Source organism: Pantoea sp. X-Soil-TKNS-1280 (genome assembly GCF_059730475.1).
The window spans coordinates 1744374-1758564 of the sequence record NZ_AP035962.1 but is presented as its reverse complement, the minus strand read 5'-3'; the positions used below and the strand labels follow the sequence as shown (position 1 = coordinate 1758564).

The 14191-nt window shown below is 57.7% G+C and carries 14 protein-coding genes; 3 read left to right on the top strand and 11 right to left on the bottom strand.

What is annotated here, in order from left to right; translation table 11 throughout:
- The first annotated feature begins 168 nt into the window (after nt 1-168).
- Together AC6I8X_RS08290 and AC6I8X_RS08285 are read left to right on the top strand one after the other, a co-directional pair.
- Complete coding sequence (locus AC6I8X_RS08290) at nt 169-645, top strand: cucumopine synthase-related protein (RefSeq protein ID WP_313683393.1); 477 nt, start codon at nt 169-171, stop codon at nt 643-645.
- 17 nt (nt 646-662) lie between these two features.
- Nucleotides 663-1088 carry a DUF3830 family protein gene (locus AC6I8X_RS08285; protein ID WP_013508755.1) on the top strand — a complete coding sequence of 142 codons (426 nt, stop codon included), beginning with the start codon at nt 663-665 and terminating at the stop codon, nt 1086-1088.
- Here the strand turns inward: AC6I8X_RS08285 and AC6I8X_RS08280 are convergent.
- Nucleotides 1085-2086 (bottom strand): alpha/beta fold hydrolase, encoded by a 1002-nt coding sequence (locus AC6I8X_RS08280; RefSeq protein WP_497840878.1) that lies wholly within the window; start codon nt 2084-2086, stop codon nt 1085-1087. The two genes, AC6I8X_RS08285 and AC6I8X_RS08280, sit on opposite strands and share 4 nt — an antisense overlap.
- A 62-nt stretch (nt 2087-2148) precedes the next feature.
- Here AC6I8X_RS08280 and AC6I8X_RS08275 point away from each other — a divergent pair, with 62 nt between their 5' ends.
- A complete protein-coding gene (locus AC6I8X_RS08275; RefSeq protein ID WP_313683391.1) occupies nt 2149-2772 on the top strand; it encodes a TetR/AcrR family transcriptional regulator in 624 nt (207 codons plus the stop codon).
- A gap of 90 nt (nt 2773-2862) precedes the next feature.
- On the opposite strand, the gene glnT is transcribed toward AC6I8X_RS08275, so the two are convergent.
- The 10 genes from glnT to AC6I8X_RS08225 all read right to left on the bottom strand — a co-directional run bounded on the left by glnT (nt 2863) and on the right by AC6I8X_RS08225 (nt 14070).
- Nucleotides 2863-4230 (bottom strand): type III glutamate--ammonia ligase, encoded by a 1368-nt coding sequence (gene glnT, locus AC6I8X_RS08270; protein ID WP_313683390.1) that lies wholly within the window; start codon nt 4228-4230, stop codon nt 2863-2865.
- Nucleotides 4231-4242: 12 nt separating this feature from the next.
- Entirely contained in the window at nt 4243-5229 is a 987-nt protein-coding gene (locus tag AC6I8X_RS08265) for an aldo/keto reductase (protein ID WP_497840877.1), read from the bottom strand.
- Nucleotides 5230-5239: 10 nt separating this feature from the next.
- Nucleotides 5240-6403: an aromatic ring-hydroxylating oxygenase subunit alpha gene (locus AC6I8X_RS08260; RefSeq protein WP_313683388.1), complete on the bottom strand. Its 1164-nt coding sequence runs from the start codon at nt 6401-6403 to the stop codon at nt 5240-5242.
- A gap of 1 nt (nt 6404) precedes the next feature.
- Nucleotides 6405-7472, bottom strand: coding sequence for an LLM class flavin-dependent oxidoreductase (locus tag AC6I8X_RS08255; RefSeq protein WP_313683387.1), 1068 nt, complete (start codon nt 7470-7472; stop codon nt 6405-6407).
- A gap of 2 nt (nt 7473-7474) precedes the next feature.
- Nucleotides 7475-8356 (bottom strand): amino acid ABC transporter permease, encoded by an 882-nt coding sequence (locus tag AC6I8X_RS08250; RefSeq protein WP_497840876.1) that lies wholly within the window; start codon nt 8354-8356, stop codon nt 7475-7477.
- 67 nt (nt 8357-8423) lie between these two features.
- A complete protein-coding gene (locus AC6I8X_RS08245; protein ID WP_497840875.1) occupies nt 8424-9206 on the bottom strand; it encodes an amino acid ABC transporter ATP-binding protein in 783 nt (260 codons plus the stop codon).
- The gene (locus AC6I8X_RS08240; protein WP_313683386.1) at nt 9203-9970 is read right to left on the bottom strand and encodes an SDR family NAD(P)-dependent oxidoreductase; all 768 of its coding nucleotides are present in this window, start codon (nt 9968-9970) and stop codon (nt 9203-9205) included. Before AC6I8X_RS08240 ends, AC6I8X_RS08245 begins: the two co-directional genes overlap by 4 nt.
- Nucleotides 9958-11595 (bottom strand): FAD-dependent oxidoreductase, encoded by a 1638-nt coding sequence (locus AC6I8X_RS08235; RefSeq protein ID WP_497840874.1) that lies wholly within the window; start codon nt 11593-11595, stop codon nt 9958-9960. Before AC6I8X_RS08235 ends, AC6I8X_RS08240 begins: the two co-directional genes overlap by 13 nt.
- Nucleotides 11592-12479 (bottom strand): ABC transporter substrate-binding protein, encoded by an 888-nt coding sequence (locus tag AC6I8X_RS08230; RefSeq protein WP_313683384.1) that lies wholly within the window; start codon nt 12477-12479, stop codon nt 11592-11594. The genes AC6I8X_RS08235 and AC6I8X_RS08230 overlap by 4 nt, the downstream gene beginning before the upstream one ends.
- A gap of 253 nt (nt 12480-12732) precedes the next feature.
- Entirely contained in the window at nt 12733-14070 is a 1338-nt protein-coding gene (locus tag AC6I8X_RS08225) for an aryl-sulfate sulfotransferase (protein WP_497840873.1), read from the bottom strand.
- Nucleotides 14071-14191: the final 121 nt, after the last annotated feature.

Below are 14191 nucleotides of genomic sequence, written 5' to 3'. Positions count from 1 at the left end.
ACGACACAGCAACTATCCACCTGTTTATCCCCCTCTGATTCGCTAACTCCATATTAATTAACTGATTAATTTTTCTCCTTCTCATGGCACAAATATTGCTCAATTTAATTATCTGATTAATTAAATTCGTGGCAACCGCCACATTCACGCCAACACCAGGAGAACGTTATGACGGTCGATGAAGCGATAGCGCTGTTTGACGCGCAACGCGAAAAGATCTGGTTTGAACAACCGGCAGAAATTGCCGCACTCGGTAAGGGCGAAGTGCCACGCGGCACCGGTGCCCGTGGTCAGTACCTCAGCACCATCATTTTTGCCGAAGGGGAAACCCGCACGCTGGCGGATGAAATGTTGTGGGGGCTGATCCGTGTCGGGGAAGACAACCCGACAGCGGATCTGAAAACCCTGCAATTGCTGATCAAAGAAATCATGGGTTATAAAGCCAACTTCTTTGACTTCGTCAGCCTGCCGGATGCCGCCCGAATGCTGCACACCTATGTCGAGGTGGCTGCCGAGTGTGAAACCCTGAGTGACCTGGTGCGCCTGTCCCACAGCGCCCTGTCCTGGGCTAACCGCCTGCATATGTGGGTTGATTTTATTCTTCCCTGGGGTCTCGGGGACGGTTTTCGTCGCGTTAAAGCCTGACTGGGAGAGAAAACATCATGAAACTGGCTATGCATGTTGCCGACAAGAAGATTTGCGTCATCGAAGTATGGGAAGACAAAGTGCCCAATCTGGCGAAAGTGTTGCGCGAAAAACTGCCGCTGAAAAGCGTGCTGCAACACGGCAAACTGATTGGCGACATGGTGTTCTTCACCCTGCCGATTGTCGCTCCGTGGGAAAACAAATACCTGACGCAGGATGTGGGTAAACTGCGCCGCGAACAGTACGGCGAAGTCACCGGTGCTGTGTGCTACTACAGCCCGCGCCAGCAAATGTGCGTGGTGTACGGCGACGATACCGCTGACGAGCCACTGCCGATCTCCTATATCGGTCAGGTGATCGAAGGCAAGCTGGAACTGCGCGTCACCGGGCTGGAAACCTGGTTCGATCAGGGCCGCACGGTCGAACTCAGTATTATCGATTAAAGATAAAGCAGCGCCTGCATGGCGCTGTCTATCTGTGCCGATGCCTCCGCAAATCGGGCGGGCGCACCGGCACAATGCCCATAAGGTGAAACCAGCGGACGTAACTCGCCCTGACGCAATTCCGCCACCTCCAGTGCCGCCTCTTCCAGCGTAAAATAGCGGTCGTTGTCGCACGGCATGACGATGCAACGCGCGCCAATCTGCGCCAGCGCCGCACGCCAGTCTCCCCCGGCCAGTAAGCCGACATCGGCGTGATACCAGCTATACAACGCACTCAGCAAATCATTGGCGTCCAGCGCCTGATGCTCCCGTTCCCAATCCACCAGCAGCGCCTCCAGTGAATCGAAGCCCAGATCGCGCCAGCGTGCCTCGCGGAAGAACGCGGCGGAATAGGCCCAGCCGGCGTAAACCCGGCCAAAAGCCGCCAGCCCGCGCAGCGGCGGCGTTGAGTAATGACCCTCAGCAAACTGCGCGTCACAGCACAACGCCGCACGCACGCCGTCGAGAAACACCTGATTATTCGGCCAGCAACGGGCTGAACCACACACCGCCAGCAGGCTCTGCACCTGTTGCGGTCGCGCCACAGCCAGATGCCATGCCTGCATCGCCCCCATTGACCAGCCATACGCCAGCGCGATACGGCGGATGCCAAGATGCTCGAACAGCAGCTGCTCCTGCGCACGCAGGTTATCCAGTAGTGTGACACGGGGAAATGCTGCGCCAGGCTGTAAAACAGCATTGGAAGGCGATGTCGAGACGCCATTACCCAGCTTATTCACCAGCACGATAAACCAGCGCGCCGGGTCGAGGGTTTTTCCCGCGCCAATCAACGGCAGATAGCTGGCATGGGTGCCGCTGTAATAACTAAAAATCACCACCGTGTTGTCGCGATTGGCGTTAAGCTGACCAAAGGTTTGATAGCCGATGCAGGTCTCAAGCAGCGTTTCACCGCTAACCAGCGGCAGCTCGCCGAGTCGATAAAAAGCGCATAAACCCATGCCGTTCTCCGTTATCGATATGATAGAGTTAATTAATTAGTTAATTTCATAAGGATGTCGCCATGAAGGATGCCACAGCCGCAGAACCCGGCAGCAGGAAACCCCGTAAAACCCAGCGCGACGTGGCAGAGTTGCTGCAATCGTCGGCATTTGATCTGTTTGCTACCCAGAATTACTCATCAGTGCGGATTAAGGATATCGCCACCGCTACCGGGCTGAATTCAGCGCTGATTTATTACTATTTCGGCTCCAAAGAAGACCTGTTTATCAAGGTGATCGAGTCAGCGGTGGAGCGTGCCTTTGTGCAGTTTGACGACATCAAAGCCAGCGCCAATGGCCCGCGTGACCTGATCTTCCTGTGGATCGAGATCCATATTCTCCAGTTTCATCTGTTGCAGAAGCTGGCGAAAATCAGCCTGGACTACTCCAGCACCAATGGGCGTATTGCCAGCATTGATAAGGCGATTAAAAAGTTCTACGAAAAAGAATCACTGATTTTGAAGAACACCATTAAAGAAGGGATCGCCAGCGGCCTGTTCCGCGAGGTAAATCCAGGCGATATGGCGATGCTGATCTCCACCTACCTTGATGGCGTGCTGTTCCGTAATGTGATGTTCCCCAATTTCAAATACAAGCAGGCGATCAACGTGATGCGCAATTTTGTGTTTGAAAGACTCGACGCCTGAAAACATTTTCGTAGCGGCGCGATTTATCGCGCATTCCCGTGCGCCGTGCCGGGAAAACCCGCGCGATAAATCGCGCCGCTACGGTTGGCATCAAAAAATCGTGCTGTAGCGATCAATTTCCCACTGGCTGACGTGCAGGTGATAGCTGTTCCACTCCTGCAATTTGTAGTGGATAAACTCTTTCTTCAGCGCGTCTCCCAACGTCGCCGCGACAAACGGATCGGCATCGAAGGCTTCCACCGCCTCCAGCAGGTTTTGCGGCAGAAAATCGATGCCCCGTGCACGGCGCTCCGCTTCGCTGATGGCATACAGATTGTCTTCATTCGGCTGACGCGGGTCGATCTTCTCGCGAATCCCTTCCAGCCCGGCCGCCAGCGCCAGCGTGGCCGCCAGATAAGGGTTTACCGCGCCATCGGCGTTGCGCGATTCACAACGGCCACCACCCGCCGGGACGCGCACCGCGTTGGTACGGTTATTCGACCCCCAGGAGTTAAATACCGGTGCCCATGAGAAGTAGCTCATTGCCCCCTGGCGCACCAGACGTTTGTAGCTGTTCACCGTCGGGGCAAACGCGGCGCACAACGCCCGGCCATGCTTCAGCAAGCCACCGATAAAGTGATAACCGGTGTCGCTCAGCCCCAGTCCCCAGGGATCATCGGCGCTGGTGGCATCACGTTTAAACAGGTTGGCCCCGCTGTTGATGTCATACAGCGACATATTGAAATGCGCGCCAGTGCCGGTTTTATCGGCAAACGGCTTCGGCATGGTGGTGGCAATCAGCCCGCGCTGTTTGGCGTAATGTTTCGCCATAAAGCGGAAGAAGATAAAACGGTCACAGGTGGTCAGCGCATCGGCATAGTTAAAGTCGAACTCGTATTGCGAGTTGCCGTCTTCATGGTCGAGTGAGTAAAGATCCCAACCCAGCGCATTGATGGTGGAAGAAACCTCATCCAGCCAGCCAAACTGATCAACAAAACCCTGTAAGTCGTAGCAAGGTTTGTTGAGCTTGTTATCCGGTTCCGGCACCACCAACCGACCGTCCTGTTCCCGCTTCAGTAAATAAATTTCGCATTCAATACCGAGGTTAAAACCAAAGCCCATGGCATTCGCCTGTTTGATCACATTCTGCAACGCCACCCGCGTACTGAGCGCATAGGGTTCGCCCTGGAAGTGGTTATCGGCGGGCATCCACGCAATTTTCGGTTCCCACGGCAGTTGGATGATGTGGTCGAGATCCGGCACAGAAGTCAGCTCGTCTTCGTGCGGTGACTGGCCCAGACCATCAAGGGCATAACCGGTGTAACGTTCCGATCCCTGCGCCATCTGATCCAGATGCCCAATTGGCACCACTTTGCCCTTCGGCACCCCGTGGATATCCACGTACGCCCCCATGCAATACTCCACCCCTTTAGCCATCAGGGCCTGTTTGATCTCGGCGATTTGTGCTGCGCTTTTCATTGGTGCCCTGCCTTAGTCATGTTCAACAATAGAATGGGGAATATAGGGTGCATCCAGCGCGGCGATTTCATCCGCGCTCAGTGTCAGATCCAGCGCCGCCAGTGCGTCGCTCAGGTGCAGGGAACGGGTGGCACCGATCACCGCTGAAACCACCGCCGGACGGCTGTAAAGCCAGGCCAGCGCCACCTGCGCCATCGGCACGCCACGCGTTTTCGCCACCTGCTCCACCACACGGATCACTGCGTTGTCGGCCTGGACGGTCGCGGCATAGAGAAAATCGGTATAGCTGTCGTCCGCGCCACGCGTGCTGGCTTTTGCCGCCTCCACCGGACGTGCCAGACGACCACGCGCCAGCGGGCTCCACGGCGTCACCGCCACACCTTCCGCCTGACACAGCGCCAGCATCTCGCGCTCCTCCTCGCGGTAGATCAGGTTGAGGTGGTTCTGCATGGCGATAAAGCGGCTCCAGCGTTCGTACTTCTGGATTTGCAGTGCTTTGCTGAACTGCCAGGCGAACATCGATGAAGCACCGAGATAACGCACCTTGCCTGCCTTCACCAGGTCATGCAGCGCTTCCAGCGTCTCTTCAATCGGCGTGTCGTTGTCCCAGCGATGGATTTCGTACAGGTCGATATAGTCGGTGCCAAGACGACGCAGGCTGTGATCGCATTCCTGCATAATCGCCTTGCGCGATAGCCCTTTGCTGTTCGGGCCGCTGCGCATCGGGTTATATAATTTACTGGTGATCACCACTTCATCACGCTGTGCAAAATCCCGCAGTGCACGGCCAAGAATTTCTTCACTCGCCCCTTTGGCGTAGATGTTGGCACTGTCGAAAAAGTTAATCCCCTGCTCCAGCGCCTCGCGGATCAACACCCGGCTGGCCTCTTCATCCAGCGTCCAGCTCCGGCCACTGCGCGCCGGTGGCGCATAGGTCACCGTTCCCAGACAAAGTGCAGAGACCTCCAGGCCGGAGTGACCCAGCTTCACATAACGCATTGCCTGCTCCTCACTCCGCCATGCGGATTTTCAGGTAATTGGCCAGATGCCAGACGGTGGTTTCAAGGTGGCTTAACCGCCCCGGCCGGGCCAGACGCGAGCGACTGCCGCGTTGCTGCTCGGCATTGATCCACTGGTCTTCATCGATAATGGTCAGGCTGCCCTGTTTCATACTCGCGGCGGTCTGGGCAAAGTCATCACGTGCAGCAGATTCAGGCGATACCAGCACCACGCGATGCCATTGGGTGGCATGCGGGGAAAGCGGCAAAATGGCGCTGATGGAGATACGATCCGGGTTGAGTGAAATCAGGCAGTTGGGATACAGCAGCACCAGCTCGCTGTAACGCATCTGCTCATCGTTCAGGCCGCTAAAGGGTTGCAGTCCTTCGGTCAGAATCTCGCTCAGCTCACCATTTTTGCGCAGTGGCTGATGGCAAATGGTCCAGCCCGGGCCATCATCAATGATGGAGCTGAGACGACCGGGGAAGCTGTCCTCCAACGTGGTGCGGTGCACCGCCGCGTGGTGGTAGCACTCCATAAAGGTCTCGATGGCCATCTTCCAGTTGTAGGGGCAGTCGTAATCCAGCGTGTAGGCGGTAACCAGATCGGCAAAGTGGTAACGCTCGAAACGCTCTGCCATCGGGGCCAGTCGTTCGGCCATCGACGGCGCATCAGCATTGAAAGTGACGAAAATCATGCCGAATACCACCTCATGGCGAATCTTTGGCAGGCTGCATTGCTGCCGGTCAAAATCCTGCGCCTGATTCATCGATGGCGCACCGCTCAGCTTGCCGTGGGTGTTATAAGTCCAGTTGTGGAACGGACAGATAAACGATCGGCTGTTACCGCTGCCCTGTGCAATCGGTGCCCAGCGATGCAGACAAACATTGGAGAACACCGCAATGCCCTCATCGTTGCGCACAATTAGCAGCGGCTCACCCACTACATCCAGGGTGAAAAAGTCATTCAGGTTAGCGACCTGCGAGACATGGCCGACAAACAGCCAGTCCTGGCGGAATACCTTATCTTCTTCGAGGCGGAAAAAGCTGTCGCTGTTATAGGCCTCAGGCGGCAGCGTCTCTGCGCGGCTGGCATCATGTCGCTGCTGTTCCAGCATGCGTTGCAGGATGCTGTCACCGTCGTCAAACACCACATCAATTTTCTCGCGATACATTTCACTCTCCTCTGGTGGTGCGAAGGGTCAATGGACCAAGTTCTTTTTCCAGCAGCGGCAATACGCGTTCGCCAAACAGCGTCAGTGAACGGCGCGCATCGGCAATCGGCATATCGCCAAACTGGAAGAAACAGTTGTAATGGCTGGGGCGGATGGCACGGATCTCCACCAACATGCGCTCGGCGACGGTTTCCGCGTCGCCAATCATCAGGTTGTGACTCACCGTCTCCAGTGACGGCTCATCCGGCAACGGCGGCGCATGGATAAACGCCTGCTCGCTGACGCTGGTGTTCTCGCGCAGGGCGGCGATCATACGGGCCACAAACAACGCCCGCTCGGCAGCGGCATGCGCCTGCTGCCGATTTTCCGTGACGTGGATGTACTGCTGCACCGCCACTGGCATGTCGGCATTCAGACCCGCCTGCTGCCAGCCAAGGCGTGCATCCGCCACCATCTGTTGCAGCTTGTGGCTACCGCGATAACCCGCGGTAAAAAACGGCGTCGCTTGCCAGCGCTGGAACTGCGCAATCAGCTGCGGATTGGACGAGGTGAGATAGAGCGGCGGCAGCGGCTTTTGCAGGGTGTCGAGCAGGAAATCAGTGCGCAGCGGCTGGCCGAAACGGTCCGGCGACTGGGTATGTCCCTGAGTCAGGGCATCGCTGATAAACTGCCAGTGCGCCAGCAGTTGCTGACTCCGGGTTTCCACATCTAAACCGTAACGATCAAACTCCCACGCCTGGTAACCACTGCCGATGCCCAGCACCAGCCGTCCTTCCGTCAGGCGATCCACCAGGGCTATCTCCTGCGCGATACGCATGGGTTGATATAGCGGCAGCACCACCACGGCGGTGCCAAGACGGATACGTCGGGCATAGCCTGCCATATGTGCCACCAGCATCAGTGGCGATACGCTGAGTGAATAGTTGGTGAAGTGATGTTCGGCAAACCAGGCGGTATCGAAACCGATCTCTTCCGCCAGCAGCACCATACTGCGCATATCCTCAATCACCCCTTGCACACCGCGCGGGTTGTCCTTGTAGGACATCAGATTAAACAGACCGAGTTGCATAATTAGCCCCGCGTCCAGCGATAGTGATGTTCAACACGCGCCTGCATCAGACTGAGTACGGTGGTGGCGGCCAGATACCAGATACAGGCGACAATCAGCAACGGAATGTTTTCGTAGGTGCGTGAGTAGATCGCCTGCGCCGAGTAGAGCAAATCCGACAGGGAAATCACGCTCACCAGCGAGGTGGTTTTCAGCATGCCAATCACCTGATTGCCGGTCGGCGGGATGATAAAAGGGATGGCCTGCGGCAGAATCACCCGCTTCAGATACTGGCCGCGCGTCATACCCAGCGCCCGCGCCGCTTCCTGCTGCCCATCATCCACCGACGAGATGCCCGCCCGGATAATCTCCGCCATATAAGCCGATTCATTCAGGCCAAGGCCGAGGATCGCCGCCGCCAGTGGGGTAATCAGATCGTTAGTGCTGCCGCTCCACAGGGTAAACAGGCCGGGAATACCGAGACTGACCTGCGGATAAAGCGCCGCGAGGTTGTACCAGAAAATCAGCTGCACCAGCACCGGTGTGCCGCGGAAGAACCAGATCCAGCCCCGGCTGAAACCGACTACCAGCGGGTTACTGGAGAGGCGCATCACTGCCAGTACCACGCTGAGCACGATCGCCAGCAGCATAATCACCAGCGTCAGCCAGAAGGTGGTCCACAAGCCGAGCAGAATAGTGGGTGAAAACAGGTATTTGCCCACCGTGCCCCAGGCGAAATTCGGGTTGGTGATCATCGAATGCGCCACCAGCGCCAGCAGCACGGCCAGCACCAGTGCAGAGATCCAGCGGCCTGGATAGCGCTGCGCCACCACATGGCGGGTATGATCCGCTGTGGCGTTCAGCGGGGAGGTCAATGTTTTATCCGTCATCAGCGTTCTCTTCATCGTTTCAACCGGACAAATTTAATTAACTGATTAATTAAGATCTACAGTTTGCGTCGGCATCTGTCAATCACTCTGCGCCCACCGCGTGCACACGGGCGAGGAAATCCCGGGTGCGCGGATGGCGGGGAGCAGCGAAAAAGTGTCTGGATTCAGAGGCTTCAATAATCGCGCCGTTATCCATAAAAGCGACACGATTCGCCACATCACGGGCGAAGCCCATCTCGTGGGTGACGATCACCATGGTCATACCGTCGCGTGCCAGATCGCGCATTACCGCCAGCACCTCTCCCACCAGCTCTGGATCGAGCGCACTGGTCGGTTCATCAAACAACATCAGCGAGGGTTTCATCGCCATGGCACGGGCGATAGCCACCCGTTGCTGTTGACCGCCGGAGAGCGCCGCCGGGCGTGAATGATAACGATGGCTCAGGCCGACGCGATCCAGCAGTGCTTTGGCTTCCGCCATAGCCTGCGCGCGCGGCACTTTTTTCACTGTCATCGGCGCTTCCATGACGTTTTCCAGCGCCGTCATATGGCCGAACAGATTGAAGCGCTGAAACACCATGCCGATATTGACGCGGTTGCGTGCCACGTCGGCCTCCTTCAGCTCGTAAAGCTTGTCCCCTTGCAGGCGATAGCCCACCATGCCGCCATTGACCCACAGCTCGCCGCCATCGATCTTCTCCAGATGATTGATACAGCGCAGAAAGGTGGATTTGCCGGAACCGGACGGACCGATCAGGCACACCACTTCCCCCTGCTCAACGCTGAGATCCACGCCTTTGAGGATCTCCACGCCGTGAAACGATTTGGTGACCTGCCGGGCATCCACCATTAACGTTTTGCTCATCTCGCCTCCTGTTCGGTCATGTACCAGGTATTCAGGCCACCGCTGTCGAGGATCAGCATCTGGCCGGTAAAAGACGCCGCCGCATCCGAGGCGAGGAAAGCGACACTGCGCGCTACCTCATCCCCGCTCACCGGTCGTTGCAGCGGTAGCCGCGCCACCTCCCGTGCCAGCTCCGGCTCGTCAGTGGCCCAGGGGCTGTCGGGATCGCGGATCGGCCCCGGACTGATACCGCAGACGCGGATGCCCCGTGACGCCCATTCGATCGACATCTGCGCCGTGAGGTTGACCACCCCGGCTTTCGACGGACCAAAGGCCCCGGCATTGGGATAACAGCGATGCGCCGAGGCCCCTGCGATGTTAATGATGACGCCACCCGGTGCCATCAGCCGTACCGTTTCCACACTGATCACAAAGGTGCCGGTCAGCTGGGTATGCAGCACCTGCTGCCATTGTTCATCGCTCAGTTCCAGCAACGGTGCCGCAGCCGTGGCACCGGCGTTATTCACCAGCAGGCACGGCGTACCGAGTGTATGCACCACCTGTGCCAGTACCTGCTGCACCGCATGGCGGTCGGTGATATCAACCTGCCAGAACGCCGCGTCTGCGCCCTGCTGTTGCAATTGCGCAACGGCCTGTTGCGCCGCATCGCAATCGTTTCGTACCAGCAACGCGATGGCATAACCCTGCTGCGCCAGCTCGCGGGCCATGTGCAGCCCGACGCCGCGTGAACCGCCGGTAATCAGCGCGGTTTTTACGCTGTGCATAATGTTGGCTCCTGAGTTAAGGCCTGATGGCGCGCCAGCAGCGAGGTGCCACAGATGTAGCCCCAGGTCAGATTGGGACCGAGTGTCGTCCCGGCCCCCACCGCTTTGCTGCCAATTGGATTCGCCATCGCCGCACCGGCGCAATACAACCCGGCCAGCGGCTGGCCATCCCGATGCAACACGTTGCCGCAGGCATCGGTACGCGGCCCGCCTTTGGTGGCGAGGAAGGTACGGTTAAAGGGGATAGCAATAAAAGGCGCATGGCAGATCGGTGCCAGACCGCCCTGCAAGCGCCGGTCTGCTTTGCCATGTGCAGCGCTGAGATGGCGCGAGAAATCCACATCCAGCCCCCGCGCACAGCCCTGATTAAACCGCGCCACACTGGCTTGCAGCGCCCCGTCCGGCAACGCCAGTTGTTGCTCCAGCTGTGCCAAGGTTGCGGCCTGGCGGATCCAGCCGGGTGATCGCCAGCGGTAGTAACGCAGCAGTGGCGCACGCCGCAGCAGATGCACATCGCTAATCAGCCATACCGGCAGATGTCGCGGTTGTCCCTGATCATCACGCGCATCCAGCTCGGCCCCCAGATTGAAGACAAATTCATTGGTAAAGCGCTGGCCGTGACGATTCACCAGGATCGCGTTAGGTTCGTAATGAAAGAAGATCGATAAGCCACTCCACGGCTGGTTGTGTGCCGCCGGGATGCCGCCACTGATGGTGGCCTGATCCATATGTGCCAGCTGCGCGCCAACCGCCTCTGCCATGCGTTGTCCGTCGCCGCTGTTCTCGCGTGGACTGGCGATAAAATCATACGGCCCCGGAAAGTGCTGGCTCCGGCGTTGTTGATCCCATTCAAATCCCCCACTGGCAATCACCACGCCGCAGCGCGCCGTGACCTCTATCGTCCTCCCCTGATGCAGATAACGTGCCCCGCTGACCTGATGGCTGCTGCTCATCAGCAACCGCTCCGCCGCCGCTTCAGTGATCAACTCACAGCCCGCTGCCTGGCAGGCATCAAGCAAACCGGCCACCAGCGCCGCGCCTTTGGTCAGCTCTCCGCGCCACTGGCGACGCAGCAACTGCGGCAGATGACGCAGATACGTGCGCACTGGCTGGTGCCAGAGATCGCTGCTCAGCAGTTCGTGGTAGGTAAATAGACGCGGCAACGGCGTGGGCCGTAGGCGCCACCGCCGCCGGGGGTGTAACGGCAGTGGTGCCAGCATCCGGCCCTGCTGCACTGCCCCGGCCAGTGGCCACAGAGGATCGCTCTCTCCGGTGAGGGCAAAACGCAGTGCGCTGTGTTGTTCAATAAATGCCAGCATTGACGCGGCCTGTTGCGTCATGGCCTGCCACAGCGCATCTTCGGTGCTTTGCCAGCCATCAGGGGCCGCTGCGCGCAGATAGTCGAGTGCCTGCTGCGCTGAATCTGCCAGCCCGGCTGCGCGCGCATGGTGATTAGCGGGCACCCAGGTGGCACCACCGGACATCGCCGTGGTGCCGCCCAGCCAGGCGCTTTTTTCCAGCACCAGTACTGATAAGCCACCGACCGCGACGCGCAGCGCTGCACACAGCGCCGCGCCGCCGGAGCCGATGATCAGTACATCACACTGGCGTTGCTGCACCGTCATAATGGCTGCGTGCTGGTGAGGTTGATGCCGGGTTTATCCAGCTTCATCGCCTCCAGATCCCACTTCTCCATGATCCTGTCGTAGGTGCCGGTTTCATGCAGCACGTTGAGCGCCTTCAGCAGTACATCCGCCAGTTGAGTGTTCTCTTTTGCCACCACGATGCCGAGGTAGTATTTCGGCATCAGCGGCATCTGCACGGTGCGGATCGGATGTGGCGCTTTTTTCTTAATATCATCGACCGAGGCCGCATCATTGAGGACGAAATCCACGCGCCCCGAATAGAGGCCCAGCAGTACCGCGTCCGCAGAAGGCAAAGTCACCTGCTGGATCGCCGGTTTGCCGTTTTTGCTACAGTTCGGGCTATAGATCTCGCTGATGGCTTTTTCAAAGTCAGTGCCGGTCTGTACGCCTACTTTCAGGCCACACAGGGTCAGCGGATCATTGGTGATGGATGTCTCGCTGGCGAGGGTGTACACCTCGCTGGTGGCGTAGGCATAGTTAACAAACGAAACCTGCTTTTCACGTTCATCACTGTCAGAGATGCACTCCATCGCCACATCGTAGCGACCACTTTTCACCCCAGGGATCAGACCGGCGAAATCAATCGACACCGGTTTGACTTTAACCCCCAGCACCTGGCCGAGTGCATCCCACAGATCCGGCTCGAAACCGACCATGGTTTTATTATCTTCGGCGAAGGATTCGCACGGCGGGTAATGGGCATCGGTGACCAGATTGAGGGTTTTACTGCTGCGGATTTTTTCCGGCAGCTGGGCATGCAGGTCAGCATGCATTTTCAGCGGTGCGTCAGCCGCCTGAACAGCAGATTGCGTGAGGACAGAAACCAACAGCGATGCAGCAACAACCAGACTTTTCATTCTCATGCTTTTAACTCCAGTAGAAAGGCAACATGCCTGAAGACCCTGATGACTTAAAAAAGCAAAAAACGAAGATGGTGCGCAGGAAGAATTGCAAGCGCTATGCCAGTTTTTAAATAACTGATTAATTAATCATGAGCGCACAGAGCGCAAGGGATAACACGCCAGGCGGCATCTGGTGCGGCCTGGCGCGTTGAGCAGAGAATCACCAACGGAGTGCAGAAAGTGAGCTAATGGTGCAGAGATTGACCAGTCTGGATTATTTCGACGGCAGACACCCAGGCAATGCCGGGTAGCGTGAGCAGTCAGCAGCAACCGCCTGCTCGCTGTGCGGCGTGCCTGCGGGCGCCCAGCGATAATCCACCATATAGGCACGGTAAACGGTGTTCGATACATAATGGTCGCGCGGCATCGCTTTGCCATAAAACGGGCTGACATACTCCCAGACGATTTGCCCCTGCGGCGTCACCTGAAACAGCCGTCCGCTCTGCCCTTCATTGATCAGCGTGTTGCCATTCGGCAGACGCTGGGCATTGCTGATATAAGCGCTATAAAAGGTGGAGATCGCCTGGCCCGATTTCTCACCGGTGTATTCCCAGACAATCTGCCGGGTCTGCGGGTTCACCTCAATCACGCGCGATGCAGAGAAAAAGCCCTGCCGGGTGGGGGGAAAACCGGCATTACCCTGATTATCGAAAATCAGCAGATTACCGGCACCGGGCAGGCCCGGCCCGATCATATGTACATCGTGTTCGCCAATCATCTGATCGAGCGGGCGTGGCAGCGGCGTATCCAGTTTCAGGGCCGGATAATCCGGCCCGATACGCCACACCACTTTGCCACTGTGACGATCGATAATCACCGCGACATTACCGTTGCGGGAGTTAAACAGGATGTTGTCCGGGGCAAACCGTTGATCTCCCTGATCGAACCAGTGATTTGGACCGAGTGGTGCCGCGGTATTCATATGCAGGAAATCGGCATCGTTGCTATTACGGAGCATCAAAAGCTGCGCCGCAGAAAAACCCAGTTCATCCAGATGATCGGCCACCGACCAGCTCCACACTTTTTTACCCTGCGGCGATACCTCTTCAATGCTGTTATCAATAATCCGATAAGAATAACCCGGCAGCTGCCGCAACGCGGCCCCCAGTACCAGGGTATTGCCATTGGGCAGACGCTGGATTTCATGATGCTGATGCACCGGCTGCTGCTGGCTGCCATAGTGCCACTGCACCTTGCCGTTCCAGTCCACTTCCGCCACGCTGGCATTCACCAGCCCGTTACCGGGATTGGCCTCCGTCGCCAGCTTTTGCTGCCGTTCCAGCTGCACCAGCAGATGGCCGGGTTGACCACCGGCCCGATCCAGCGGAACCGGCCAGCTGGGAAAACCTTCGTAATGCCAGCGCTGCACCTCTTTACCGGTCATATCGATCAGGTGGGTTTGGTTATCACTGCCGGGAAACAAAACAAAACCGTTCCAGGCTCGGGCGGGATCGTACCAGGTCACACCAGTGGGTATGGCGCTGGGAATGGCTGAAGCGGTAAAACTGGCTGCCAGTAACAGGCCGCCAGACAACCTTGCCGCATATCGCATGGTTCACCATCCTGTGTCTGAAAAATGAAAAAGCCCTTAAAGGGTAGAAGCGAATGGTGACAGGAATAGTCCGAATGGGGCATGGCAGGAAAAAAGCAGCGGGCGGACCCGCTGCCTGACG

Excerpts from the sequence above, each read along its gene's own strand:
- AC6I8X_RS08290 (WP_313683393.1), top strand. The coding sequence starts at position 169 with ATGACGGTCGATGAAGCGATAGCGCTGTTTGACGCGCAACGCGAAAAG.
- AC6I8X_RS08285 (WP_013508755.1), top strand. The coding sequence starts at position 663 with ATGAAACTGGCTATGCATGTTGCCGACAAGAAGATTTGCGTCATCGAA.
- AC6I8X_RS08280 (WP_497840878.1), bottom strand. The coding sequence starts at position 2,086 with ATGGGTTTATGCGCTTTTTATCGACTCGGCGAGCTGCCGCTGGTTAGC.
- AC6I8X_RS08275 (WP_313683391.1), top strand. The coding sequence starts at position 2,149 with ATGAAGGATGCCACAGCCGCAGAACCCGGCAGCAGGAAACCCCGTAAA.
- glnT (WP_313683390.1), bottom strand. The coding sequence starts at position 4,230 with ATGAAAAGCGCAGCACAAATCGCCGAGATCAAACAGGCCCTGATGGCT.
- AC6I8X_RS08265 (WP_497840877.1), bottom strand. The coding sequence starts at position 5,229 with ATGCGTTATGTGAAGCTGGGTCACTCCGGCCTGGAGGTCTCTGCACTT.
- AC6I8X_RS08260 (WP_313683388.1), bottom strand. The coding sequence starts at position 6,403 with ATGTATCGCGAGAAAATTGATGTGGTGTTTGACGACGGTGACAGCATC.
- AC6I8X_RS08255 (WP_313683387.1), bottom strand. The coding sequence starts at position 7,472 with ATGCAACTCGGTCTGTTTAATCTGATGTCCTACAAGGACAACCCGCGC.
- AC6I8X_RS08250 (WP_497840876.1), bottom strand. The coding sequence starts at position 8,356 with ATGAAGAGAACGCTGATGACGGATAAAACATTGACCTCCCCGCTGAAC.
- AC6I8X_RS08245 (WP_497840875.1), bottom strand. The coding sequence starts at position 9,206 with ATGAGCAAAACGTTAATGGTGGATGCCCGGCAGGTCACCAAATCGTTT.
- AC6I8X_RS08240 (WP_313683386.1), bottom strand. The coding sequence starts at position 9,970 with ATGCACAGCGTAAAAACCGCGCTGATTACCGGCGGTTCACGCGGCGTC.
- AC6I8X_RS08235 (WP_497840874.1), bottom strand. The coding sequence starts at position 11,595 with ATGACGGTGCAGCAACGCCAGTGTGATGTACTGATCATCGGCTCCGGC.
- AC6I8X_RS08230 (WP_313683384.1), bottom strand. The coding sequence starts at position 12,479 with ATGAGAATGAAAAGTCTGGTTGTTGCTGCATCGCTGTTGGTTTCTGTC.
- AC6I8X_RS08225 (WP_497840873.1), bottom strand. The coding sequence starts at position 14,070 with ATGCGATATGCGGCAAGGTTGTCTGGCGGCCTGTTACTGGCAGCCAGT.